At 73.6% G+C, this 22,437-nt stretch carries 19 protein-coding genes and 1 pseudogene; 13 read left to right on the top strand and 7 right to left on the bottom strand.

All coding sequences use genetic code 11. The features are described from left to right. Positions 1 to 226: 226 nt before the first annotated feature. Both katG and LCD33_RS21660 read right to left on the bottom strand, forming a co-directional pair. Positions 227 to 2,431 carry a catalase/peroxidase HPI gene (gene katG, locus LCD33_RS21655; RefSeq protein ID WP_224967426.1) on the bottom strand — a complete coding sequence of 735 codons (2,205 nt, stop codon included), beginning with the start codon at positions 2,429 to 2,431 and terminating at the stop codon, positions 227 to 229. An 18-nt stretch (positions 2,432 to 2,449) separates the two neighbouring features. After that, the gene (locus LCD33_RS21660; protein WP_304612911.1) at positions 2,450 to 2,866 is read right to left on the bottom strand and encodes a Fur family transcriptional regulator; all 417 of its coding nucleotides are present in this window, start codon (positions 2,864 to 2,866) and stop codon (positions 2,450 to 2,452) included. Between the two features lie 230 nt (positions 2,867 to 3,096). Between LCD33_RS21660 and LCD33_RS21665 the strand changes: the two genes are divergently transcribed. Continuing rightward, the gene (locus LCD33_RS21665) at positions 3,097 to 3,888 is read left to right on the top strand and encodes an SDR family oxidoreductase (RefSeq protein ID WP_224978214.1); all 792 of its coding nucleotides are present in this window, start codon (positions 3,097 to 3,099) and stop codon (positions 3,886 to 3,888) included. Here LCD33_RS21665 and LCD33_RS21670 read toward each other — a convergent pair whose 3' ends face one another. Then, positions 3,889 to 4,743 (bottom strand): alpha/beta hydrolase, encoded by an 855-nt coding sequence (locus tag LCD33_RS21670; protein ID WP_224960993.1) that lies wholly within the window; start codon positions 4,741 to 4,743, stop codon positions 3,889 to 3,891. A gap of 127 nt (positions 4,744 to 4,870) precedes the next feature. Between LCD33_RS21670 and LCD33_RS21675 the strand changes: the two genes are divergently transcribed. From LCD33_RS21675 to LCD33_RS29470, 3 genes are all read left to right on the top strand, one after another. Continuing rightward, a complete protein-coding gene (locus tag LCD33_RS21675; RefSeq protein WP_224960992.1) occupies positions 4,871 to 5,788 on the top strand; it encodes a LysR family transcriptional regulator in 918 nt (305 codons plus the stop codon). Between the two features lie 302 nt (positions 5,789 to 6,090). Continuing rightward, positions 6,091 to 7,872: a gamma-glutamyltransferase family protein gene (locus tag LCD33_RS21680; protein ID WP_224978215.1), complete on the top strand. Its 1,782-nt coding sequence runs from the start codon at positions 6,091 to 6,093 to the stop codon at positions 7,870 to 7,872. Between the two features lie 126 nt (positions 7,873 to 7,998). After that, entirely contained in the window at positions 7,999 to 8,667 is a 669-nt protein-coding gene (locus LCD33_RS29470) for a VOC family protein (RefSeq protein WP_224978216.1), read from the top strand. 17 nt (positions 8,668 to 8,684) lie between these two features. On the opposite strand, the gene LCD33_RS21690 is transcribed toward LCD33_RS29470, so the two are convergent. Next, positions 8,685 to 9,710, bottom strand: a complete 1,026-nt coding sequence (locus tag LCD33_RS21690) for a tyrosine-type recombinase/integrase (RefSeq protein ID WP_224967430.1) — start codon at positions 9,708 to 9,710, stop codon at positions 8,685 to 8,687. 49 nt (positions 9,711 to 9,759) lie between these two features. Continuing rightward, on the bottom strand, positions 9,760 to 10,863 hold the full coding sequence (locus LCD33_RS21695; protein WP_224961383.1) for a DNA alkylation repair protein: 1,104 nt from the start codon (positions 10,861 to 10,863) through the stop codon (positions 9,760 to 9,762). A 128-nt stretch (positions 10,864 to 10,991) separates the two neighbouring features. On the opposite strand from LCD33_RS21695, the gene LCD33_RS21700 reads away from it, so the two are divergent. The 6 genes from LCD33_RS21700 (at position 10,992) to LCD33_RS21725 (ending at position 16,890) form a co-directional block, all read left to right on the top strand. Next, a complete protein-coding gene (locus LCD33_RS21700) occupies positions 10,992 to 12,161 on the top strand; it encodes an AI-2E family transporter (RefSeq protein WP_224978217.1) in 1,170 nt (389 codons plus the stop codon). Positions 12,162 to 12,208: 47 nt separating this feature from the next. Continuing rightward, positions 12,209 to 13,240: a DUF4185 domain-containing protein gene (locus tag LCD33_RS21705; RefSeq protein WP_224961379.1), complete on the top strand. Its 1,032-nt coding sequence runs from the start codon at positions 12,209 to 12,211 to the stop codon at positions 13,238 to 13,240. 25 nt (positions 13,241 to 13,265) lie between these two features. Continuing rightward, positions 13,266 to 13,619, top strand: coding sequence for a MazG-like family protein (locus tag LCD33_RS21710; RefSeq protein ID WP_224961377.1), 354 nt, complete (start codon positions 13,266 to 13,268; stop codon positions 13,617 to 13,619). Positions 13,620 to 13,664: 45 nt separating this feature from the next. Then, positions 13,665 to 14,306 carry a trimeric intracellular cation channel family protein gene (locus tag LCD33_RS21715; RefSeq protein WP_224961375.1) on the top strand — a complete coding sequence of 214 codons (642 nt, stop codon included), beginning with the start codon at positions 13,665 to 13,667 and terminating at the stop codon, positions 14,304 to 14,306. 90 nt (positions 14,307 to 14,396) lie between these two features. After that, on the top strand, positions 14,397 to 15,653 hold the full coding sequence (locus LCD33_RS21720) for an amidohydrolase (protein ID WP_224967436.1): 1,257 nt from the start codon (positions 14,397 to 14,399) through the stop codon (positions 15,651 to 15,653). Between the two features lies 1 nt (position 15,654). Next, positions 15,655 to 16,890: a TerC family protein gene (locus LCD33_RS21725; RefSeq protein ID WP_224961370.1), complete on the top strand. Its 1,236-nt coding sequence runs from the start codon at positions 15,655 to 15,657 to the stop codon at positions 16,888 to 16,890. Positions 16,891 to 16,905: 15 nt separating this feature from the next. Here LCD33_RS21725 and LCD33_RS21730 read toward each other — a convergent pair whose 3' ends face one another. Then, positions 16,906 to 17,667: a helix-turn-helix domain-containing protein gene (locus LCD33_RS21730; RefSeq protein ID WP_224967438.1), complete on the bottom strand. Its 762-nt coding sequence runs from the start codon at positions 17,665 to 17,667 to the stop codon at positions 16,906 to 16,908. Positions 17,668 to 17,760: 93 nt separating this feature from the next. Here LCD33_RS21730 and LCD33_RS21735 point away from each other — a divergent pair, with 93 nt between their 5' ends. The 3 genes and pseudogenes from LCD33_RS21735 to LCD33_RS21745 all read left to right on the top strand — a co-directional run bounded on the left by LCD33_RS21735 (position 17,761) and on the right by LCD33_RS21745 (position 21,245). Then, positions 17,761 to 18,564 (top strand): sulfite exporter TauE/SafE family protein, encoded by an 804-nt coding sequence (locus tag LCD33_RS21735; RefSeq protein WP_224967440.1) that lies wholly within the window; start codon positions 17,761 to 17,763, stop codon positions 18,562 to 18,564. Positions 18,565 to 18,688: 124 nt separating this feature from the next. Beyond that, positions 18,689 to 20,144, top strand: a pseudogene (locus LCD33_RS21740) (aldehyde dehydrogenase). Positions 20,145 to 20,387: 243 nt separating this feature from the next. Next, positions 20,388 to 21,245, top strand: a complete 858-nt coding sequence (locus LCD33_RS21745) for a 3-hydroxyacyl-CoA dehydrogenase family protein (RefSeq protein ID WP_224961362.1) — start codon at positions 20,388 to 20,390, stop codon at positions 21,243 to 21,245. A gap of 67 nt (positions 21,246 to 21,312) precedes the next feature. Here LCD33_RS21745 and LCD33_RS21750 read toward each other — a convergent pair whose 3' ends face one another. Further along, positions 21,313 to 22,344, bottom strand: a complete 1,032-nt coding sequence (locus LCD33_RS21750) for a cation:dicarboxylate symporter family transporter (protein WP_308011314.1) — start codon at positions 22,342 to 22,344, stop codon at positions 21,313 to 21,315. Positions 22,345 to 22,437: the final 93 nt, after the last annotated feature.

The raw sequence follows: 22,437 nt of genomic DNA on the forward strand, positions 1-22,437 counted from the left end.
GTCGGCTACCTGAGCTCCCCGGTGCCGGACATCCCGTTCGACCACGGCACCGGCACGGTCCCCAACGACGGCGGTCGCGGGGGGGGGGGGGGGGGGGGGGGGCGCCGGGAACACGGCCACCTGGCCGAGCCGGGGCGTCCGACGGTGCGGCGGACGGGCCAACGCGACGAGCCCCCGCCCGCAGGTGCGCGGACGGGGGCTCGCCGGTCGTGGAACGGTCGTGGGATCAGGCGAGGTCGAAGCGGTCGAGCTCCATCACCTTGTGCCAGGCGGCGACGAAGTCGCGGACGAACTTCTCCTCCGCGTCGTCGGCGGCGTAGACCTCGGCGACGGCCCGCAGCTCCGAGTTGGAACCGAAGACCAGGTCGACGCGGCTGCCGGTCCAGACGAGCTCACCGGCGGCGTTGCGGCCCTCGAAGGTCTCCGATGCCTCGTCGGCGGGCTTCCACGTCGTGCGCATGTCGAGCAGGTTGACGAAGAAGTCGTTGCTCAGCGTCCCGGGCCGGTCGGTGAGCACACCCAGCTTCGAGCCGTCGAAGTTGGCGTCGAGGGCGCGCAGGCCACCGACGAGCACGGTCATCTCGGGCGCGCTCAGGGTGAGCAGGTTCGCCCGGTCGACCAGCTGGTACTCGGCGGGCAGCGCGGCGCCCTTGCCCGCGTAGTTGCGGAAGCCGTCGGCGGCCGGTTCGAGGTGCGAGAAGGACTCGACGTCGGTCTGCTCGGCGGTGGCGTCGCCGCGGCCCGGGGTGAACGGGACCTCGACATCGTGGCCCGCGGCCTTCGCGGCCTGCTCGACGCCGACCGAGCCGGCGAGCACCACGAGGTCGGCGAAGGAGACCTGCTTGCCGCCCGCGGCGTTGAAGGACTCCTGGACGCCTTCCAGCGCGCTGATCGCGGTGGCGAGCTGGTCGGGGTTGTTGACCTCCCAGCTGCGCTGCGGCTCCAGCCGGATGCGGCCGCCGTTGGCGCCGCCGCGCTTGTCGCTGCCCCGGAACGAGGAGGCCGCGGCCCAGGCGGTGCCGACGAGCTGCTGCACGGTGAGCCCGGTGGCGGCGATGCGCTCCTTGAGCTCGGCGATCTCCGCGGCGCCGACCGGCTCGTGGTCCGGCTTCGGGATCGGGTCCTGCCAGATGAGCTCCTCGGCGGGGACCTCCGGACCGAGGTAGCGGTCGACCGGGCCCATGTCGCGGTGGGTCAGCTTGAACCAGGCGCGGGCGAACGCGTCGGCGAACTCCTGCGGGTTCTGCCAGAACCGGCGGGAGATCTGCTCGTAGATCGGGTCGAGCTTGAGCGAGAGGTCGGTGGTGAGCATGTTCGGCGCGATCTTCTTCGACGCGTCGTGCGCGTCGGGGACGGTGCCCTCGCCGCCGCCGTCCTTCGGCCTCCACTGCCAGCCGCCGCCGGGGCCCTGGTACAGCTCCCACTCGTAGCCGAAGAGGTTCTCGAAGAAGCCGTTGCCCCACTGGGTGGGGGTGGAGGTCCAGGTGACCTCCAGCCCGCTGGTGATGGTGTCGGCGCCCTTGCCGGTGCCGTGGCCGTTGGTCCAGCCGAGGCCCTGGGTCTCCAGCGGCGCGGCCTCCGGGTTCGGCCCCAGGTTCGAGTCGGGGGCGGCGCCGTGGGTCTTGCCGAAGGTGTGACCACCGGCGATGAGGGCGACGGTCTCCTCGTCGTTCATCGCCATCCGGCCGAAGGTCTCGCGGATGTCGCGGGCGGCGGCGATCGGGTCCGGCTCGCCCTCGGGACCCTCCGGGTTCACGTAGATCAGGCCCATGTGGGTGGCGCCCAGCGGTTGTTCGAGGTCGCGCCGCTCGCCACCGGAGATGCGCTTGTCGCTGCCGAGCCAGGTGGTCTCGGCGCCCCAGTAGACGTCGTCCTCGGGCTCCCAGGTGTCGACGCGGCCACCGGCGTAGCCGAAGGTCGGGAAGCCCATGGATTCCAGCGCCACGTTGCCCGCGAGGATCAGCAGGTCGGCCCAGGACAGCTTGCGGCCGTACTTCTGCTTCACCGGCCACAGCAGGCGGCGGGCCTTGTCCAGGCTGACGTTGTCCGGCCAGCTGTTCAGCGGCGCGAACCGCTGCTGACCGGCGCCGCCGCCACCGCGGCCGTCGCTGACCCGGTAGGTGCCCGCGCTGTGCCAGGCCATCCGGATCATCAGCGGGCCGTAGTGCCCGAAGTCGGCGGGCCACCAGTCCTGCGAGGTGGTGAGGACGTCCTGGATGTCCTGCTTCACCGCGGGCAGGTCGAGGGTGCGGAACTCGGCCGCGTAGTCGAAGTCCTCGCCCATCGGGTCCGCGACCGCGGGGTTCTTGGCGAGCAGCTTCAGGTTGAGGCGGTTCGGCCACCAGGTGGAGTTGCCGTTGCCCTGGGTGGGGTGGGGGATGCCGTGCGCGACGGGGCAGCCCCCGGTCGCGGCGTCAGCGCTGTCGGTCACCGGGAATTCCTTTCGGGATCAGTGGTGTCGGGCGGAATCCGAAGTGGAGCCGCATCCGGGGCACAGGCCCCAGTAGATGACCTCGGCCTCGTCGATCTCGAAGCCGTGGGAGTGGGAGGCGGCCAGGCAGGGCGCGGTGCCCGCGGCGCAGTCGACGTCGGCGATGACCCCGCAGGACCGGCACACCACGTGGTGGTGGTTGTCGCCGACCCTGGCCTCGTAGCGGGCGACGGAGCCCATCGGCTGGATGCGGCGCACGAGCCCCGCGGCGGTCAGCGCGCGCAGCACGTCGTAGACGGCCTGGTGCGAGACCTTGGGGAGTTCGCCGCGCACGGCGTCGATGATGGACTCGGTACCGGCGTGCGGGCGGTCGTGCACCGCGGCCAGCACGGCCACGCGGGGGCGGGTCACGCGCAGCTCCGCCTCGCGCAGCATGCGCCGGTAGTCCCTGGTGTCGCTCGGCACGTGCAGCATTCTGGAGAACTTTCTGGAACCGATCAAGATTCTGCTTCGCACTGAGGACGTGCGCTGCGTCACAGGAATCCGGTGGTCCGGACCTCGCCGGCGTCCATCCGGGCGACGCCCGGCGCGGCCGTTCCGGGGTAGAACCGCAGGACGTCCCGTGCTCGGCGGGACCGGCGGGAGGGAAGACCACAGTGGACACGATGCGCGATGCGGTCGCGGTGATCACCGGTGCGGCGAGCGGGATCGGACGTGCCGCGGCCGGGTCCTTCTCCCGCCGCGGGGCGCGGATCGTCCTCGCCGACGTCGACGGAACCGGTGCCGAACGCGCCGCCGCGGAGATCCGCGCCGACGGCGGATCGGCCGTCGCCGTCACCTGCGACGTGACTCGGGACGGCGAGTTCGAGCGGGTGCGCGACGCCGCCCTCGCCGAGTTCGGCGACGTCCACCTGGTGATGAACAACGCCGGGGTCCTCACCCGCGGGCTGCCCGAGCACATCCCCGTCGCGGAGTGGCAGCGGGTGTTCGACGTCAACCTGCTGTCCGTGGTGCGCAGCAACGCGGTCTTCCTGCCGCTGCTGCTGGAGCGCGGATCGGGGCACCTGGTCAACACCGCCTCGTTCGCCGGACTGTTCAGCTACGCCTACGACCGGTTGCCCTACGCCGCGTCGAAGGCCGCCCTGGTCCAGCTCTCCGAAGGGCTCGCGCTGTACCTGCGGCCGCAGGGCATCGGGGTGACCGTGCTGTGCCCGGGGCCGGTGGTGACCGGCATCGCCGGGTCGATCCGCTCGTTCGGGCCGCCGACCGCGACCCGCGGCCCCGGTGCCGAGTTCGAGGCGCGGCAACCCGGCTCCGTCGGCGAGTTGCTGGCCGACGCGGTGCTGGCGAACCGGTTCATGGTGCACACCGACGACCGGATCGAACCGCACCTGCGCAGCCGCGCCGCCGACTGGGATGCCTACCTCGACACCAGGATCGCGGCCCTGGAGGCCTGATCAGTCCAGTGTGGACAGCAGGGTCGCGGCGAGCTCCCGCGGCCGGGTGGCGAACGGCGTGTGCGAGCCGGGCAGGTGGTGCGCGGTGAACGGGTTCCGCGGCATCGCCGCGTCCGCCTCGGCGACCATCAGGTCCTGCGCGGCGGGGGTGAGCGCGCGGTCGGCGCCCAAGCGGACGAACGAACGCGGGATGCCGCCCCAGCGCTGCTCGGTCAGCGCGACGGGGGTGCGCGGGATCGCGGTCGGCAGGTCCGGGCTCAGCGCCAGCCGCCACCGGTCGAACTCCGCCGCCGGGACGTCGCCGTAGTGCGTCCGCCGCAGCAGCTCCACGTACTCCGGGTCCGGCGAGGCCGGGTTGATCCGCGCCGCGCCCAGCCGCGCCGGGTCGCCCACGTGCAGCCCGGCGCCGAGCGCGTCCGCGTTCTCCGGGGCGGCGACGTAGTCGGCGAACCGCGGCCGTCCCGCGGGCACGAACGCCGACAGGTACACCAACCGGTCCACCAGGTCGGGCGCCAGCTCGGCGGCCAGCGAGGCCGGTCCACCACCGGCGCTGTGCGCGACGAGGACCACCCGGGGCCAGCGGCGGACCTCGCGCAGCGCGGTCACCAGCGACGCGGCGCAGTCGTCCAGGGTCAGCCCGGCCAACGCGGACTCCTCCTCGGCCAGTCCCGGCTGGCCCGGCAGCAGGTAACCGGTCGGCAGCGGCGCGTCGAAGCCGTGGCCGGGCAGGTCGACCGCGGTGCTCGCCGCGCCGCGCGCCGCCAGCGCCCGCTGCGTCGCCGCCCATTGCGCGGAGGAGTGCCAGGCTCCGTGCACGAGCACGAACACGGTGTCCACAGCGGATTCATCGGGCACGGGGTCCTCCGTCGTCCGGGATCGGGGTCGCTCCCGAGTCCACCCCGGCGGACCGCGGTGATCCACCCGCATATCTGACGAGCACGATCCCGATATCTCGCAGGTATCGCGGCGCTAGGCTGGGCAGGTGGAAGCACGGCACCTGCGCTACGCGCTCGCCCTCGCCGAACACCGGCACTTCGGCCGGGCCGCGGCCGCCGTCGGCATCGCCCAGCCCCCGCTGTCCAAGCAGATCGCCGCGCTGGAGCGGGAGATCGGCGCCCGGCTGTTCGACCGCACCCCCGGTGGCGTGTTCCCCACCGCCGCGGGGGAGGCGTTCCTGGAACGGGCGCGGGCCGCGCTGGCCGAGATGGCGGGCGCCGCGCTCGACGCGGGACGGGCGGCGCGCGGCGAGACCGGCAGGCTGCGCCTCGGGTTCATCGGCTCGGCGCTGCTGGAACTGCTGCCGCCGCTGCTCGGGCGCTTCGGCCGCGAGCACCCGGACGTGCGGCTGCGGCTGCACGAGATGTCCACCGCGCGCAGCGCCGCCGCCCTGCTCGACGGCGAGCTCGACGTCGCCATCGGCCGCGGCGCACCCCGCGGCGCGGGCGCGGAGGACCTGACCTCCGTCACCGTCGGCACCGACCGGCTCGTCGCCGTCGTCGGCACCGGCCACCCTTATGCCGGGCAGCGCTCGGTGCGGGCGGAGCAGCTGCGGGACCAGCAGCTCGTCGTCGCCCCCGCCGACCAGGAACCGGCGTTGCGCACCGCGCTGCGCGAGGTGCTCGACCCGGCCGCGCTGGACCGCGCCGTCGAAGCCCGCGACGTGCACACCATCCTCGGGCTCGCCGCCTGCGGCATCGGCGTGGGACTGGCGCCGGCCTGCCTGCGCGTCGCCGCGCGCCCCGACACCTGGATCTGCGAGGTGCGCCCGCGCATCGACCTGCCCGAGCTCGTCATGTCCTTCCGGGGCGCGGACCGCTCCCCGGTGCTCGCCGAATTCCTCGACACCACCCGGCGGCAGTGCCCGGGCGTCAGCGCCCGCCTCGCGGGCCGCCCGCGCTGAAAAGGGGCGCGGCCGAGCTGCGCGGGCCGCCCGGGACCACCCGCTCGGCCCCTGAACCCGTGAACCGGTCGGCACCGGCGGCGCCGCGCCCGCCGCGAATCGCCCGGCAGCCCGCGGCCGTCGGCGGCACGGCGGCGCCGCGATCCGCGGTGGAACCGGTACCACCAGCGCCGGCCCCGCCGAAGCGCTCGGCCGCACCCGTTCCGGGGCGGTTCACCGCGCGGTCGAGCCCGCTGCGGAGTCTTGGATCTACGCCGTTCGGTGGTGTTGACTGTGCGAACCCGACCGGCGGAGGGACCGAGTTGTTCACCACCCGACCGACCCTGCAGGGCACGCACGGCATGGCGTCCTCGACGCACTGGCTGGCGTCCGCGGCGGCGATGGCCGTGCTGGAGGACGACGGCAACGCCTTCGACGCGGCGGTGGCGGCCGGGTTCGTCCTGCACGTCGTCGAACCGCACCTGAACGGGCCGGCCGGTGAGGTGCCGATCATCTTCGCCCCCGCGGGCCGGGAGCCGGTGGTGCTGTGCGGGCAGGGCCCCGCTCCCGCGGGCGCGACCGTGGAGCACTACCGGGACCTCGGCCTGGAGCTGGTGCCGGGGACCGGTCCGCTGGCCGCCGCGGTGCCGGGCGCGTTCGACGCGTGGTTGCTGCTGCTGCGCGACCACGGCACGAAGGAGCTCGCCGACGTGCTCGACCGCGCGATCGGCTACGCCGAGAACGGGCATCCGGCGGTCGAGCGCATCGGGCGGACCGTGCGCACCGTGCAGGACCTGTTCCGCGCCGAGTGGCCCAGCTCCGCCGAGCTCTACCTGCCCGGCGGCCGCCCGCCCGCACCGGGAGCGCTGTTGCGCAACCCGGCCCTGGCCCGCACCTGGCGCCGCGTGCTGGCCGAGGCCACCGGACCGTCCCGGGAGGCGCGGATCGACGCCGCCCGCCGGGTGTGGCGCGAGGGCTTCATCGCCGAGGAGCTCGCCGCGGCCGCCGCCGAGTCCACGATGGACAGTTCGGGGGAGCGGCACGCGGGCACCCTCACCGGCGAGGACCTCGCCCGGTTCAGCGCCACCTACGAGGAACCCGCCCGCCACGAGTGGAACGGCTGGACGGTGTGCAAGGCCGGGCTGTGGAGCCAGGGGCCGGTGCTGCTGCAGCAGCTCGCGCTGCTGCCCGACTCGCTCGACCTCGGCACCGCCGACTACCTGCACACCCTCGTCGAAGGCACGAAGCTCGCGATGGCCGACCGGGAGGCCTGGTACGGCGACGGCACCGACGTCACCGTCGCCGAACTGCTCGACCCCGACTACAACGCGCGGCGCCGCGCGCTGATCAGCGACCGCGCCTCGCACGAGTTGCGGCCCGGCAGCCCCGGTGGTCGCACGCCCCGGCTCAGCGCGCACGTCCAACGGGTGCAGGACGGCCCGCTGGACCTGGTCGCCCCCGCCGGGGCCGGCGAACCCACCGTGGCCCGCGACGGCGAGACCCGCGGCGACACCTGCCACCTCGACGTGGTCGACCGCTGGGGCAACATGATCGCCGCGACGCCCAGCGGCGGCTGGCTGCACTCCAACCCGGTCATCGGCGAGCTCGGCTTCCCCCTCGGCACCCGCCTGCAGATGGCCTGGCTGGAGCCCGGCCTGCCGAACTCGCTGGCGCCCGGCAGGCGGCCGCGCACCACGCTGACCCCGTCGCTGGCGCTGCGCGGCGGGGAGGCGGTGCTCGCGTTCGGCACGCCCGGCGGGGACCAGCAGGACCAGTGGAGCACGCACTTCTTCCTGTCGGTGGCGCTGCGCGAACCGGTCCGCGGCGGCTTGGACCTGCAGGGCGCGATCGACGCGCCGAACTGGCACACCGAGAGCTTCCCCGGCTCCTTCTACCCGCGGGCGATGCGGCCGGGCTCGGTCACCGTGGAGTCGCGCATCGGCTACTCGGCCATCGCCGATCTGCGCAGGCGCGGGCACGACGTGACCGTGGGGGAGCCGTGGTCGGAGGGCAGGCTCAGCGCGGTGGCCCGCGACCCGGAGACGGGGGTGCTCTCCGCGGCGGCCAATCCACGCGGCATGCAGGGTTACGCCGCCGGACGGTGATTGCGGAGCGTGGTCGGCGTGGCCGCGAACGCCCGGTCGTACCTCCGAATGGAGCATTGTTCGTTCCACGTTCGGGGGACAGTATGGGACCCTGGCTCTTGCTCGATCCCGAAGGACGACCCCGCTGTGCCCCAGCCCACCGCCGTGCGCGGTCTGCGTCGCATCGAACTGATCACCACCGACCCGGAAGGCGCGGCGCTGTTCCACCAGGACCTGCTGGGCTGGCGGGTGTGGGACTCGGTGGCGGGCGGGTTCGAGTGCTGGATCGGGCAGCGGCACTGCGCCTCGCTGCGGCCCGCCACGCACGGTGTGCGGCCCGGTTGGTACGTGGTCTTCGCCGGAGCCCGCCACGACGGCGACCTCGTCGGGCCCGACGAGGTGACCGCGCGGATGGTGACCGGTCGGGCGCAGCACGGCCCGTGGGCGCCCGGCCCGCGCCGCGGCGAACCCCGCTGGGTGGACCTGCACAGCGCCGAGCAGCAGCGCTCCGACGAGTTCTGGGCGTCCACGCTGGGCTGGGCCGTCGACGGCGACCGCTACCTCGCCGGGGACCGCCCGCTGGCGGCGCGTTCGGCCGCGCGGCTGGACGGGCGCTGGGACTGGGTGTGCCACTTCGCCACCGAGAACGTGCGGGAGGCCGCGGACCGCGCCGTCGTCGGCGGCGGCCGCGTCGTCGCCGAAGTGCGGCACCCGGTGCTCGACGAGGTCGTGCTGATCGCCGACCCGCGGGGCGCGGTCCTCGGCCTCACCACCGACACCGGAGCGTGGGGTGCGGCGCCCGCCTCGACCGGGTGACCGGCCGTGCGCCCCGGTCAGCGGGGCGCGCGGCGCGGGGCGAGGTCGGTGAGGACCTGGTGGGTCCGGTTGGCGCGCACCGACATCCGCTGCTCGCGGGCGGTCACGTCGATGTAGGTCTGGCTGGAGTTGATCGACGCGTGGCCGAGCAGCTTCGCGATCTCCGCCGCGTTCGCCCCGTCCTCGGCCAGCCGCGTCGCGAACGTGTGCCGCAGCGCGTGCACCATCGCGCCGCGCTGCACCCGGTCCGAGATCCCGGCCGCGCGCAGCGACTGGCGCACCAGGTACTGCAACCCGCCGCGGCGCAGCGGCTCGCCGCGGTGGTCCACGAACAGCGGCTCGGCACCGGGCAGCCGGTCGCCGAACCGCACCCGCCGCGAGCTCAGGTAGGCGCCGACGACCTCGTCCAGCGCGCCCTCGATGGGGATGGACCGGTTCTTGCCGCCCTTCCCGCGCACGTGCAGCCGCCGGTCACCGGGACGCCCGGCCAGCGACGCGACCGTGAGGTCCAGCAGCTCCGCCGAGCGCACCCCCGTGCACAGCAGCACCGCCAGCACCGCCAGGTCCCGCTCCGGCCACGGGTTCCGGGCCCGGCGCCCGCCTTCGGCGACCAGGCGCAGCAGGCGTTCCGGGGTGTCCTCGCCCTGCAGCGGTTTCGGCGTCGGCGGCGCGCTGCGCGGTTTCGGCACCACCTGCATGGGGTTGCCGCCGACGGCGCCCTCCACCACCAGGAAGCCGAAGAACCCGTTCCAGGTGGACCAGGCGCGGGTCACCGAGGATGCCGAGCGGGCCGCGGCGTGCCGGGCGAACGCGGAGCGCAGCTCGGTGGCGGTCACCTCCGCCACCGGCAGCTCCGCGACGCGGGTGCCGGTGATCTCGGCCAGCGCCGCGCCCACCGAACCCAGGTCCAGCCGGTAGGCGCGCAGCGAGTTCGCGGCGAGCTTCCTGGCCTGCAGGTGCTCCAGGTACACCTCGACCCAGCGCGCCACCGAACCCCCGGTCGCCTCCCGCACCACCGCACCTCCAGCTCCGCGAATGATCATCCGCTTCCGATGGAACCAGACGCCACCGACGATCTCGCGGCGGCACGGCTCAGCGGGCGGCGGTCAGCGTGAACTCGGCGCGGGTGCGGACCACCCCGTTGACCTGGAGCTCCACCGCGTGCCCGCCCGGGTGGTAGCGGCGGGTGGTGATCTCCCGGAACGAGTGGCGCTTGGCCAGCTCCCAGGTGCCGCCCGGTTCGAGCGTCCGGGTGGTGAGCTTGAAGGTCTTGGCGGTCCGCCCGCCGTTCGCCTTCCGGTGGTGCACCAGGTAGTCGACGGCGAGCGCGACCGGTTCGGCACCGGTGTTGACCAGGGTGCTGCGGAACTCCAGCGCCCCGCCGATGGCGACGCTGCCCGCGTCGAGCGCCAGTTCCCCGACCCGAACCTGCGGGGCGGGGGAGTAGCCGAGCAGCGCCAGCGCCTCCGGGTGGCCCTGCTTGACCAGCGTCCGCAGCCCGTGCCGCGCCACCCGCGAGGTGTGCTCGCCCGGCTCGCCGAGCCAGCGCGCTGCGGTCTGCACGACCAGCTCCGGGTGGTCCCGGCTGAGGTCGTTGAGGTGGTTGGCGGCCGAGCGGCGCACGTAGTCGCTGGTGTCGCCGTGCAGCGCGTCGATGATCGGCACCGTGGCGGTCGGTTCGGCCAGCAGCGCCCGCACCCGCTTCGCCCACGGCAGGTACGGCCGGGTGCCCTCGGACGCGAGCCGCCGCACGTGCTCGTCGGGGGAAGCCGTCCACTCCCGGATCCGGCCCAGCGCGCGGTGCAGGTCCTGCTCCAGCAGGCCGCGGAGCGCGAACTCGGAGCTCAGCAGCGGGGTCAGCTCCGCCAGCGAGTCCAGCGCCGCGTCGAACGCCGTGCCGGTGCCCTCCGCCACGGCGCGGGAGACCACGGCCTCGGTCACCGGCCACACCAGCCAGCCCGCGAACCCGGGCGAGGTGCGCGCCGCCCGCACCGCCGCCAGCAGGGCCGCGGTGTCACCGGGCACGTCCGCCAGCAGCGCGTCCCGCAGCAGGTCGCAGCGCTGCCGCAGGCCCAGCGGGCCCAGCCGCGCCGCCGCGGCCCGCACCGCGTGCGGCGGTGCGCCGGTCGCTCCCTCGAACACCCGCGCCAGGTCCCGCGCCACGTCGGCGCCCACCAGCTCGTCGGCGAACGGCATCGTTTCGCTCCCACCCGGCCCACTGGCCGCTCGTCCCACGTCGGAGAACTCCTACCAGCCACCGCCGACACGCCCGAGCCCGGCCGGGCCACGTTTAATCCCGACCGGTTCGGGCGATCACGTGCGGTGTGGAACAACGGGAGGCACCCGACGTGCCGCGCGGACTGCGCGTCGCGGGCGCCGTCAGCTGGCGGCTGCTCGCGATCGCGGCGGTGCTGTTCGTGCTGGGGCGGATCGCGTCGGTGCTCGCGGAGCTGGTGATCGCGCTCGGCGTGGCGTTGCTACTGGCCGCGCTGCTGGCGCCGCTGGTCGACCGGCTCACCCGCTGGGGAGTGCCGCGCACCGCCGCGACCGTGTTGGCGCTGCTGCTCGGGCTCGTGGTGGTGGGCGGGGTGCTCGCGCTCGTGGTCATCACCGTGATCAACGGGCTGCCCGGGTTGCAGGCGCAGGCCGCCCAGACCGTGGAGGGCGTCCACCACTGGCTGCGCACCGGGCCGCTGCGGCTCAGCCAGGGGCAGCTGGACGACTGGGTGCAGCGCATCACCGACTACCTGCGCACCAGCCAGAGCGGGGGCACCGCCGGGGCGGTGAGCACCGCGACGACCGTGCTCAGCGTCGGCAGCGGACTGCTGCTGGCGCTGTTCACGCTGATCTTCTTCCTGCGCGACGGCGGCCGGATCTGGCGGTTCGCGCTGCGGGTCGCCGTGCCCGCCCACGTGCGGGACCGGGTGGACGTGGCCGGGCAGCACGCGTTCCACTCGCTGGTCGCCTACGTGCGGGCGAGCGCGGCCGTGGCGCTGATGGACGCGGTGGGCATCGGCGTCGGCTGCGCTCTCGTCGGAGTACCGCTGTCGGCGGCGCTGGCCGCGCTGGTGTTCCTCGGCGCGTTCGTGCCCTACGTCGGCGCGATGATCACCGGCTCGATCGCGGTGCTCATGGCGCTGGTCACGACCGGGCCGCTGCCCGCGATCATCGTGCTCGCGGTGGTCGTCGGCGTCATGCAGCTGGAGGGGCACGTGCTGCAGCCGCTGATCCTCGGGCACGCGGTGCGGCTGCACCCGCTGGCGATCGTCCTCGGCGTGACCGCCGGGTTCCTCGGCGCGGGAGTGGCGGGCGCGGTGTTCTCGGTACCGGTCATCGCGCTACTCAACGCGGGCATCCGGGCGCTCGCCGAACCGCCGCCGGAGCCGGGTGCCGAACCGGAGGCGGAGGGCGCCGAACCACCGGCGGAGCCGGGTGCCGAGTGGCCGGCGCAGGCCGGTGCCGAGCCCGCGGCCGACGCGGCGAACCCCGATTAGCGCCGCGCCCGGCGTGCGATCACCGGGGCCCGCGCACCTACAGTCGGGTGACGGCACCGGACCGGCCGGTGCGGGACCGAGAGGACGGCCAGCGGGTGCGCAAGGTGAAGGACTTGACCGGACCGGGCGTGACGGACCGGTTCGGCATCGGCGGCACCGACCTGGGGGTGATGGCGCAGGCACCGGACGGGCGGATCGTGTCGGTCTTCGGCGACACCTTCGAACGCGCCGGCGTCGGCGGTCCCGGCTGGCGCTCCCCGGTGGTCCTGTTCGCCGATCCGGGCACCGCCACCGCGGGCATCGGCTGGACCGGCTCCGCCGGGCCCGACTCCTACGCCGGGCAAGCGCTGCCGTACCAGCACGACTCCGTGATCCAGGGGCGGCGCGTCAGCACCGTCATCCCCACCGACCTGATCACCGTCGGGGACGTGATGTACCTGCACGTCATGGTGTGCGAGGGGATCGGCAACGTGCACTGGACCGAGGTGCACGGCTCCACCGACAACGGCGAGACCTGGCAGCACACCGGCACCACCTGGCCCGGCGACCTGCACGGCGGACTGTTCCAGATGCTGACCTGGGGGCTCGGCGACGACGGTTACGCGTACGCGTTCACCACCGGTTTCCGCCGCGACCAGGGCCTGCTGCTGCACCGGGTGCCCGCCGACCGGATCACCGATCCCGGTGCCTGGGAGGGCTGGGGGTTCCGCGACGGCCGGTGGGCGTGGGGCAACCCGCCGACGATCGCGCTCACCGGTGCCTACGGCGAGCTGTGCCTGCGGCCGGTCGGCGGCCGGTGGCTGCTGTCGCTGTTCAACGCGGGCGACTACCGGATCGACGTGCTGAACCTGGACGTGCCCACCGCGAACCTGTACGAGGCGCCGCGCGCGACCGCCGTGCACGGCTCGTCCTGGCCCGGTGAGGACCACTCCAGCGGGCAGGTCGCGCAGCTCTACGGCGGCTACATCGTGCCCGGCTCCACGCTCGACGACCTGCACCTCGTGGTGAGCCAGTGGAACACCGAGCGGAACTGGCCGTACAAGGCCATGCAGTTCGCCGGGAGCGCCCCGCGGAGCTGATCGCGCCCGCCGCTACCGTGACCGCATGGACAGCATCGCAGAGCTCCGGTCCCGGCTGCGCGGCTTCGCCGAAGCGCGGGACTGGGGCCGGTTCCACACCCCGAAGAACCTCGCGATGGCCCTCAGCGGCGAAGCGGGGGAGCTGATCGCCGAACTCCAGTGGCTCGACGACACCGCCGTCGCCGACGGGCTCGCGAACGGCGAGCTGACCGGGCGGCTCGCCGACGAAGCCGCCGACGTCCTGCTGTACCTGGTGCAGTTCGCCGAAGCCACCGGCATCGACCTCGTCCGGGCCGCGCACGACAAGATCGACCGCAACGAGTCCCGCTACCCGGTCCACCTCGCCCACGGCAACGCCACCAAGAGCACCGAGCTCTAGCGCACCCGGTGCCCGTGGCGCGGCACCCGGTTGCACACTGCTGGGATGGCGGAGTCGTCGCAGCTGCTGCTGGTGCTGGACCTGGTCGGGACGTTCGCGTTCGGCCTCAACGGGGCGCTCACCGCGGTGCGGGCCGTGCGGTTGGACCTGGTGGGGGTGCTGACGCTGGGGATGATGACCGCGCTGGGCGGCGGGATCCTGCGCGACGTGCTCATCCAGTCGTTGCCGCCCGCCACGTTCAGCGACCTCGCGTACCTGGGTGCGGCCGCGGCGGGCGCGCTGGTGGCCTTCTTCCTGAGCCTGCCGCTGGAGCGGTTCACCCTGCTCATCGTGGTGTTCGACGCGATCGGGCTCAGCGTGTTCTGCGTGACCGGGGCGACGAAGGCGCTGGAGTTCGGGCTCGGCGGAGTGCAAGCGGTGCTGCTCGGCGGCCTCACCGCCGTCGGCGGCGGCACGCTGCGCGACGTGATGCTGCGGAAGGTGCCGACCGTGCTGGTCAGCGACCTGTACGCGGTGCCCGCGCTGGTCGGGGCCGGGATCGCGGTGGGCGCCGCGCACCTCGACCTGGGGCCGCTGGTCGTGGCGGGGGTGGCCGCGCCGGTGTGCTTCGCGATCCGGATGTTCGGCGTCGTGTTCGAGCTCAACGTCCCCACCGCGCCCGGCCGCGGCTCCCGCGAGCAGGACTGACCGGCCGCGCCGAGTACCGCGGTCGCCGCCCGGCGAACGCTCCGGCCGCTGCGCACAATCCAAGGGAGTCCGACAGAGCGAGGAGCCGCCATGACCGCCGATCCCGTCTCGTCCGTGCTCGCGGGAGCCGAGGACGCCACGAGCTGGCAGGAGGACTTCTACCGCGACCTGCACCAGCACCCGGAGCTGTCCCACCAGGAGCACCGCACCGCGGAGAAGGTCGCCGGACGGCTCCGCGAGCAGGGCTACGAGCTGCACACCGGCGTCGGCGGCACCGGAGTCGTCGGGGTGTTGCGCAACGGATCCGGCCCGGTGGTGCTGCTGCGCGCCGACATGGACGCGCTGCCGGTGCGGGAGGCGACCGGACTGCCCTACGCCAGCACCGCCACCTCCGGCGAGGACGGCGAGGGCTCGCCCGTCATGCACGCCTGCGGCCACGACGTGCACGTGACCTGCCTGCTCGGCGCCGCGCAACTGCTCGCGGCGGACACCGAGCACTGGAGCGGCACCGTCATCGCCCTGTTCCAGCCCGCCGAGGAGTCCGGCGACGGTGCGCAGGGCATGGTCGACGACGGGCTGGCGGACCTGGTGCCGAAACCCGACGTCGCCCTCGGCCAGCACGTGATGCCGTACCCGGCCGGGATCGTCGGCACCCACGCCGGACCGACGTTCGCCGCCGCCGACAGCATGCGTATCACCGTGCACGGCCGCGGCGGGCACGGCTCGATGCCGCAGGCGACCGTCGACCCGGTGGTGCTCGCCGCGCACATCGTGGTGCGGTTGCAGACCGTCGTGTCCCGCGAGGTCGCGCCCACCGACCCGGTGGTGCTCACCGTCGGCAGCATCCTCGCCGGGACGAAGAGCAACGTCATCCCGGACCAGGCGACCATCGAGCTGAACCTGCGCACCTACGACGAGCGGACGCGCAGCCAGGTCCTCGACGCGGTGGAGCGCATCGTCCGCGCCGAGTGCCAGGCGTCCCGTTCCCCGCGGGAACCCGAGTTCGAGATGTTCGCCCGGTTCTCTCTCACCGACAACGACGCCGACACCACCGAGAAGGTCACCGCCGCGCTCACCGGCCACTTCGGCGCCGACCGGGTGGAGGACATCGGGCGGGTCACCGCCAGCGAGGACTTCGGCGACCTGCCCGCCGCGTGGGGGACTCCGTACTCGTACTGGGCGTTCGGCGGCACCGACCCCGATCGGTTCGAGCGGGCCAGCAGGGAGGGCCGGGTCTCGCAGGACATCCCGGTCAACCACTCCGGCACCTTCGCACCGGTGCTCCAGCCGACGCTGCGCACCGGCACCGGCGCGCTCGTCGTCGCCGCGCTGGCCTGGCTGGCCTGAGATGAGCGTTCCCGGTTACGTCTGGATCCTGACGATCGTCGTGATCATCGGCCTGCTGTTGTTCGACTACGTCTTCCACGTCCGGAAGCCGCACACCCCGGGGCTGCGGGAGGCGGCGGTGTGGTCGGCGCTCTACGTCGGCATCGCCATCGTGTTCGGCCTGCTCGTGTGGATCTTCGGCGGGACCACGATGGGCGCGGAGTACTTCGCCGGGTACGTCACCGAGAAGGCGTTGTCGGTGGACAACCTGTTCGTCTTCTTGATCATCATCTCCAGCTTCAAGGTGCCGCACGCCGACCAGCAGAAGGTGCTGCTGTTCGGCATCGTGTTCTCGCTGTTCGCGCGGACCGGGTTCATCTTCATCGGCGCCGCGCTGATCAACACCCTCGCGTGGGTGTTCTACCTGTTCGGGCTCGTCCTGCTCATCACGGCGGGGAACCTGCTGCGGCCCTCGGAGTCCGAGGACCGCACCGCCGACAACGTGATCATCCGGCTGGCCAAGCGGTTCTTCCACACCAGCGACGACTACGACGGCGACAAGCTGTTCACCCACGTCGACGGCAAGCGGATGCTCACCCCGATGCTGCTGGTGATGGTCTCCATCGGCGGTACCGACCTGCTGTTCGCGCTCGACTCGATCCCGGCGATCTTCGGGCTCACCCAGAACGTGTACCTGGTGGTCACGGCCACCGCGTTCTCGCTGCTGGGGTTGCGGCAGCTGTACTTCCTCATCGACGGGCTGCTGGACCGGCTGATCTACCTGTCGTACGGGCTGGCGGTCATCCTCGGGTTCATCGGCGTCAAGCTCGTGCTGCACGCCCTGCACGAGAACAATGTGCCGTTCATCAACGGCGGCCGGCCGGTGCACGTCGTGGAGATCAGCACCGGCGTGTCCCTGGGCGTGATCATCGGCGTGCTGGTGATCACCGTGCTGGCCTCGCTGCTGAGCGCGCGGGGACGGGCGAAGAACACCATCGCCGGGGCCCGCAGGCACGCCGAGCAGTACCTCGACGAGGGCTACGAGACCGATCCGGCGGCCCGGCAGCGCACCTACGAGAAGCTGCTCGACGAGGAACGCCGGCTCGACGCGCTGCCCGCGAAGTTCCGGGCCGAGATCCACGACGAGCCGGGCCTGCGGGACTCGCTGCGCCGCGCCCACGCCAAGCACCGCGACGCCGTGCACGAGCAGCGGGCCGGGCGCGACCGCACCGACGGGGACCCGACCGGCGCCGGCTGACCGCGGCCGGAGCCGTCACGGCCGGAACGCGCTGGGCGCCGAACCCGTCTCCCGCTTGACCATCGTGGTGAACGCCGCCGGGTTGCCGTAGCCCAGCTCGGCGGCGACCGAGGTGACGGTGCGCCCCGACGCCAGCGACCGCACCGCGTGCAGCGCGCACGCCCGCTGCCGCCACGCGTGGAAGGTCGACCCGGTCTGCGCCGGGAACAGCCTGCTGAAGGTGCGCTCGCCGACGTGCAGCTCCGCCGCCCACCGCGAGCTCGGATCGTGCACGTCCGGGGCGGCGAGGAACCGCTCGCACAACCGGCGCAGCCCCGGGTGGCGCGGCAGCGGCAGGTCGAACGGCAGCGGCGCCAGCGACCGGATCTCGTGCAGCACCAGCTCCACCAGCGCGCCGTCCCGCCCGGCCGGGTCGTACTCGGGCTCCACGTCCACCGCGGCCAGCAGCAGCTCGCGCAGCAGCGGCGACACCTCCACGACCCGGCACCGGTCCGGGAACCACGGCACCGCGCGCGGCTCCAGGTACAGGCTGCGGGTGGTCACGCCGTTCATCAGCACCTGGTGATCGGTCCCGGCGGGGACGAGCACCGCGCGGTGCGCCGGGACCGTCCAGTCGCCGTCCGCGGTCTCCACCCGCATCACCCCGGTCGCGCCGTACAGCAGCTGCGCGCGGCGGTGGCGGTGCAGCGGCAGCAGGTGGCCCGGCGGGTAGTCGGTGCCGATCGCCAGCACCGGCCGGTCCAGGTCCTCCAGCTCCGCGATCGGCACGTTGCGCACCCCGCGATGGTATGCCCGGTTCGGCGAGTGCTCGGAGGAACGTGGCCGGACGACGAATGCGGGCCGGCGCGCCGGGCGCCTAGCGTGCTGGAAGTGCTGACCTCCTTCCTCGTGCTGTTCTGCTTCGGCTGCCTGACCGGCGTCACCACGGTGCTGTTCGGCTTCGGCGGCGGGTTCGTGACCGTGCCGGTGGTGTTCGGGTTCGTCGTCGCCACCTCCGGGGCGGACGCGATGCACGTGGCGGTGGCGACCTCGACGGCGGTGATGATCGTGAACTCGGTGTCGGCGACGCTGGCGCAGGCCCGCGCCGGGCGGTTGCGCCGCGACTACCTGTGGCCGCTGGTGCTGTTCATCGCGGTCGGCGCGGTGCTCGGGTCGCTGCTGGCCGGGCTGGTGCCGGACGGGGTGCTGCACCTGCTGTTCGTGGCGTACCTGGCGATCACCATCGTGGACGGGCTGTTCCGCAGCGGGTTCCTCGGCTCCCGGGACCGCGCCGTGCCGCCGCGCCCGCTCGGCCGCGCCACCACGACCGCGGGCGGCACCGGGATCGGCGCGGTGGCCGCGCTGCTCGGAGTCGGGGGCAGCGTGCTGACCGTCCCCCTGCTGCGGCGCCGGGGCTTCCCGATGGCGGACGCCGCGGCGATGGCGAACCCGCTGAGCGTGCCGATAGCGCTCGCGGGGACCGCCGTGTACGCGTCCGGGGCCCCGGCGGTGGCCGTGGCGGGGCGGATCGGATTCGTCGACCTGCTCGCCGCGGCGGCGCTGCTGTGCGGTTCGCTGCCCGCGATCGCGGTGACGAAGCGGGTGACCGGGCGGATCCCGGACCGAGTGCACGCGGTGGCGTACCTGGTGCTGCTCGTGGTGGTGCTGATCTCGATGGTGATCACCGGCGCCTGACGGCGATCCTCGAAGGTGGGTCGGGGATTCCTAGGGTCCGCGGACCTCCGAGGTTTCCGCGTGCAGGCCGCAGAGTCGTGGCACGGCCGCGAAGCGCGCGGTCGCCGAACCACCGGAGGAAACCGTGTCCGCACCGCTGTCCCTCGACGCGTCCACGCCGCGCCCGCGCCCCGCATTCCTGGCACGCCCGCACGGGCTGTTCATCGGAGGGGAGTGGCGGCAGGCCCGCGCGGGCGCGTCGTTCCCGGCCGTCGACCCGGCCACCGAGCAGGACCTCGCCGAGATCGCCCTCGCCGACGCGGGCGACGTGGACGCCGCGGTCGCCGCCGCCCGCGCCGCGTTCGACGACCCGTCCTGGTCCGCGCTGAGCCCGCAGCGCCGACGCGCTGCGGGAGCACCAGGAGGAGCTCGCCACCCTCGACTCGCTGGAGATGGGCGCACCGCTGGCGCTGACCCGCGGCATGGTCGAGCACGCCGCCGAGGTGTTCCGGCACTACGCGGGCTGGCCCACGAAGCTCTACGGCCAGGTCGGCCCGACCGACCCGTCCCGCCTGCACTACGTGCTGCGCCAGCCGGTCGGCGTGGTCGGCGCGATCGTCGCCTGGAACGGGCCGCTGCTGCAGGCCGCGTGGAAGCTGGCGCCCGTCCTGGCGACCGGCAACACCGTGGTGTTCAAACCGGCCGAGCAGAGCTCGCTCAGCGCGCTGCGGCTCGCGGACCTGCTGGCCGCCGAACTGCCCGCCGGGGTGGTCAACGTGATCACCGGTCCGGGCGACGTGACCGGGCAGGCGCTGATCTCGCACCCCGGCGTCGACAAGATCAGCTTCACCGGCTCGGGCGAGGTCGGCAAGCACATCGTGCGCACCTCCGCGGACTCGCTGGCGCGCGTCACCCTGGAGCTGGGCGGGAAATCGCCCGCGATCGTGTTCGCCGACGCCGACCTGGAGGCCGCCGCCGCGCAGGCCGCGATGGGGTTCTGCGCGGGCAGCGGGCAGTCGTGCGTGGCGGGCAGCCGCATCTTCGTGCAGGAACCCGTGCGCGACCGGTTCGCCGAGCTGCTGACCGCGGAGCTCGCGCGCATCCCGATCGGCGACCCGTTCCACCCGCGGACGCTGATGGGGCCGCTGGCGTTCCGCGGGCACTACGAGCGCGTCACCTCCTACCTGGACCTCGCCCGGCAGGAAGGCGCCACGATCGCCGCGGGTGGCACGGGCATCGGCGGGCTGTACGTGCCGCCGACGCTGCTCACCGACGTCACCGCGGACATGCGGGTCGCGCGGGAGGAGATCTTCGGGCCCGTCGCGGCGCTGCAGCCGTTCACCGACGAGGACGAGGTGGTGCGGGCGGGCAACGACACCACCTACGGGCTGTCCGCCTCGGTGTGGACCCGCGACGTCGGCACCGCGCACCGCACCGCCGCGCGGCTGCGCGCCGGCACGGTGTGGATCAACTCCGGGCAGGAGATGAGCAGCGGGAGCGTGCCCTTCGGCGGGTTCGGGCAGTCCGGTCTCGGCCGCGAGCACGGCACCGACGTCCTCGACGCCTACACCGAGGCGAAGACGGTGATGCTGGGGCTGTGACGGTGGTGCTGCGCCCACCGGCCGCACCGCCGTTCACCGGTTCGGCCGTACCGGGAGCCCGCTACCGGGGGACCGGGTTGATCACCGACCGACCGGACGGTTAAGAATGGGCCCCGGCCAGCGCGCCCCGCGCCGGTCCGGGACCGCCCCGCCGTCCCGGGCCGGCGGAGCGGGCCGTCCGCGGTGGCAGCAGGCACTGACGACGCCGGGGTGCCGCCCCGGTCCTGGGAGCGGAGGAAAGTCATGAGCACACCAGCTGTCCCCGGCGAGGTCGCCGTCATCGGCGGCGGCCGGATGGGGTCGGGCATCGCGCAGACCTTCGCCATCGCAGGCGCCGACGTGTCCATCGTGGAGAGCGGCGCGGACGGCGCCGCCGCCGCGACCGACCGGATCGCGGGCAGCGTCCGGCGGGCCGCCGACCGCGGCAAGCTCGCCGAGGACCCCGCGGACCTGCTCGGCAGGCTGCGGGTGCTGACCGGCGTCGCGGACCTGCCGGGCGGCGTCGAGCTGGTCGTCGAAGCGGTGCCCGAGCAGCTGGAGCTCAAGGTCGAGGTGCTGACCGCGGTGGAGGACGTGCTCGGCCCGGACGCGGTGCTGGCCTCCAACACCAGTTCGCTGCCGATCGCCGAGCTGTCCGCGGCGCTGCGCGAACCGCGGCGGTTCCTCGGGATGCACTTCTTCAACCCGGTGCCCGCCTCGCAGCTCGTGGAGCTCGTCGCCGGGCCGGACACCGCCGCGGACGTGCTCGGCGGCGCCCGCGACTGGGTGCGCGGCCTCGGCAAGACCGAAGTGCAGGTGCGGGACTCGCCGGGCTTCGCCACCAGCCGCCTCGGCGTGCTGCTCGGCCTGGAGGCGATCCGGATGCTCGAAGAGGGCGTCGCCGACGCCGAATCCGTGGACACCGCGATGCGGCTCGGCTACCGGCATCCGATGGGGCCGCTGCGCTCCACCGACCTCGTCGGGCTCGACGTGCGGCTCGCCATCGCCGAACACCTGCGTGCCACGCTCGGCGAGCGGTTCGCCCCGCCGCAGCTGCTGCGGGACAAGGTCGAGCGCGGGGAACTCGGCCGCAAGACGGGGATCGGGTTCTTCGCGTGGTGAGCGGGTAGCGGCAGCCGGGCAGGTTCGAAGGCAGGGCGGCAGCGCTCTTCGTCGCGAGCGGACGCCGTCAGCGGATGGCGGGGTCCACTGCGTCCTCTGCGGGGCCGGTCTTCGCCGGAGTGGTGCGAGGATCGCTCGGGGTCGGAGCTTCGTGGTCGGTCGGAGTATCGGAATACGGGTTCGTGGCGGGGTTCGCGGCTCCGGTGGGGTCGGCGAGGACCGCTCGCGCGCGGTCCACGTCGAGCGCCCCGTCCCACTTGGCGATCACCAGCGTCGCGACCGCGTTGCCGTAGAAGTTCACCAGCGCCCGGCACTCCGACATGAACTTGTCGATGCCGAAGATCAACATGATGCCCGCAGCGGGCACCGTGCCGATGGTGGACAACGTGGCGGTGAGCGCGATGAACCCGCCGCCCGCGACCCCGGCCGCACCCTTCGAGGTCAGCAGCATGACCGCCAGCAGGCCCAGCTGCTGCCCGATGCTCAACGGCGTGTCGGTGGCCTGCGCGATGTACAGCGCCGCCAGCGACAGGTAGATCGCCGCGCCGTCCAGGTTGAAGCTGTACCCGGTCGGCACCACCAGCCCGACCGTCGCGCGGTCCGCGCCCAGCGCCGTCAGCTTCCGCATCAGCCCCGGCAGCGCCGGTTCCGCGGTGGACGTGCCGAGCACCAGCAGGAACTCCTCCTTGAAGTACCGGAACAACCGGAACACGTTCAACCGCACGTAGGCGCCCAGCACTCCGCCGAGCACCACCACCACGAAGAACAGCGAAGTCCCGTAGAACAGCGCGATCAACGTGCCCAGGCTGCTCAACGCGGACACCTCGAACGCGCCGACCGCGTAGGCCATCGCGCCGAACGCGCCCAGCGGCGCGGCCTTCATCACGAAGCCCAGGACCTTGAACACGGCCTCGGTCAGCCGGTTCACCCCGGCGATGATCGGCTCGCCGACCGGCCCGACCGCTTTGACGGCGATGCCGAACAGCACGGCCAGGAAGATGATCTGCAGGATGTCGCCGTCGACGAACGCGCCGAAGAAGCTCTCCGGGACCAGGTGGGTGAACAGCTCCCACCAGTGCTGCCGTTCGCCGTCGGCGATGTACTGCTGGGCGTCCCCGCTTGTGCAGCGATTCCGGCCGGGCGTGCACTCCGACGCCGAGCCGGGTGACGTTGATGGCGACCAGCCCCAGCA

The sequence above is a fragment of the Saccharopolyspora sp. 7B genome, assembly GCF_020177435.1.
Classification (GTDB): domain Bacteria; phylum Actinomycetota; class Actinomycetes; order Mycobacteriales; family Pseudonocardiaceae; genus Saccharopolyspora_C; species Saccharopolyspora_C gregorii.

What these genes read in the sequence shown, in the direction of transcription:
- LCD33_RS21660 (WP_304612911.1), bottom strand. Translation starts at nt 2,866, where the DNA reads ATGCTGCGCGAGGCGGAGCTGCGCGTGACCCGCCCCCGCGTGGCCGTG.
- LCD33_RS21665 (WP_224978214.1), top strand. Translation starts at nt 3,097, where the DNA reads ATGCGCGATGCGGTCGCGGTGATCACCGGTGCGGCGAGCGGGATCGGA.
- LCD33_RS21690 (WP_224967430.1), bottom strand. Translation starts at nt 9,710, where the DNA reads ATGATCATTCGCGGAGCTGGAGGTGCGGTGGTGCGGGAGGCGACCGGG.
- LCD33_RS21695 (WP_224961383.1), bottom strand. Translation starts at nt 10,863, where the DNA reads ATGCCGTTCGCCGACGAGCTGGTGGGCGCCGACGTGGCGCGGGACCTG.
- LCD33_RS21710 (WP_224961377.1), top strand. Translation starts at nt 13,266, where the DNA reads ATGGACAGCATCGCAGAGCTCCGGTCCCGGCTGCGCGGCTTCGCCGAA.
- LCD33_RS21715 (WP_224961375.1), top strand. Translation starts at nt 13,665, where the DNA reads ATGGCGGAGTCGTCGCAGCTGCTGCTGGTGCTGGACCTGGTCGGGACG.
- LCD33_RS21720 (WP_224967436.1), top strand. Translation starts at nt 14,397, where the DNA reads ATGACCGCCGATCCCGTCTCGTCCGTGCTCGCGGGAGCCGAGGACGCC.
- LCD33_RS21725 (WP_224961370.1), top strand. Translation starts at nt 15,655, where the DNA reads ATGAGCGTTCCCGGTTACGTCTGGATCCTGACGATCGTCGTGATCATC.
- LCD33_RS21745 (WP_224961362.1), top strand. Translation starts at nt 20,388, where the DNA reads ATGAGCACACCAGCTGTCCCCGGCGAGGTCGCCGTCATCGGCGGCGGC.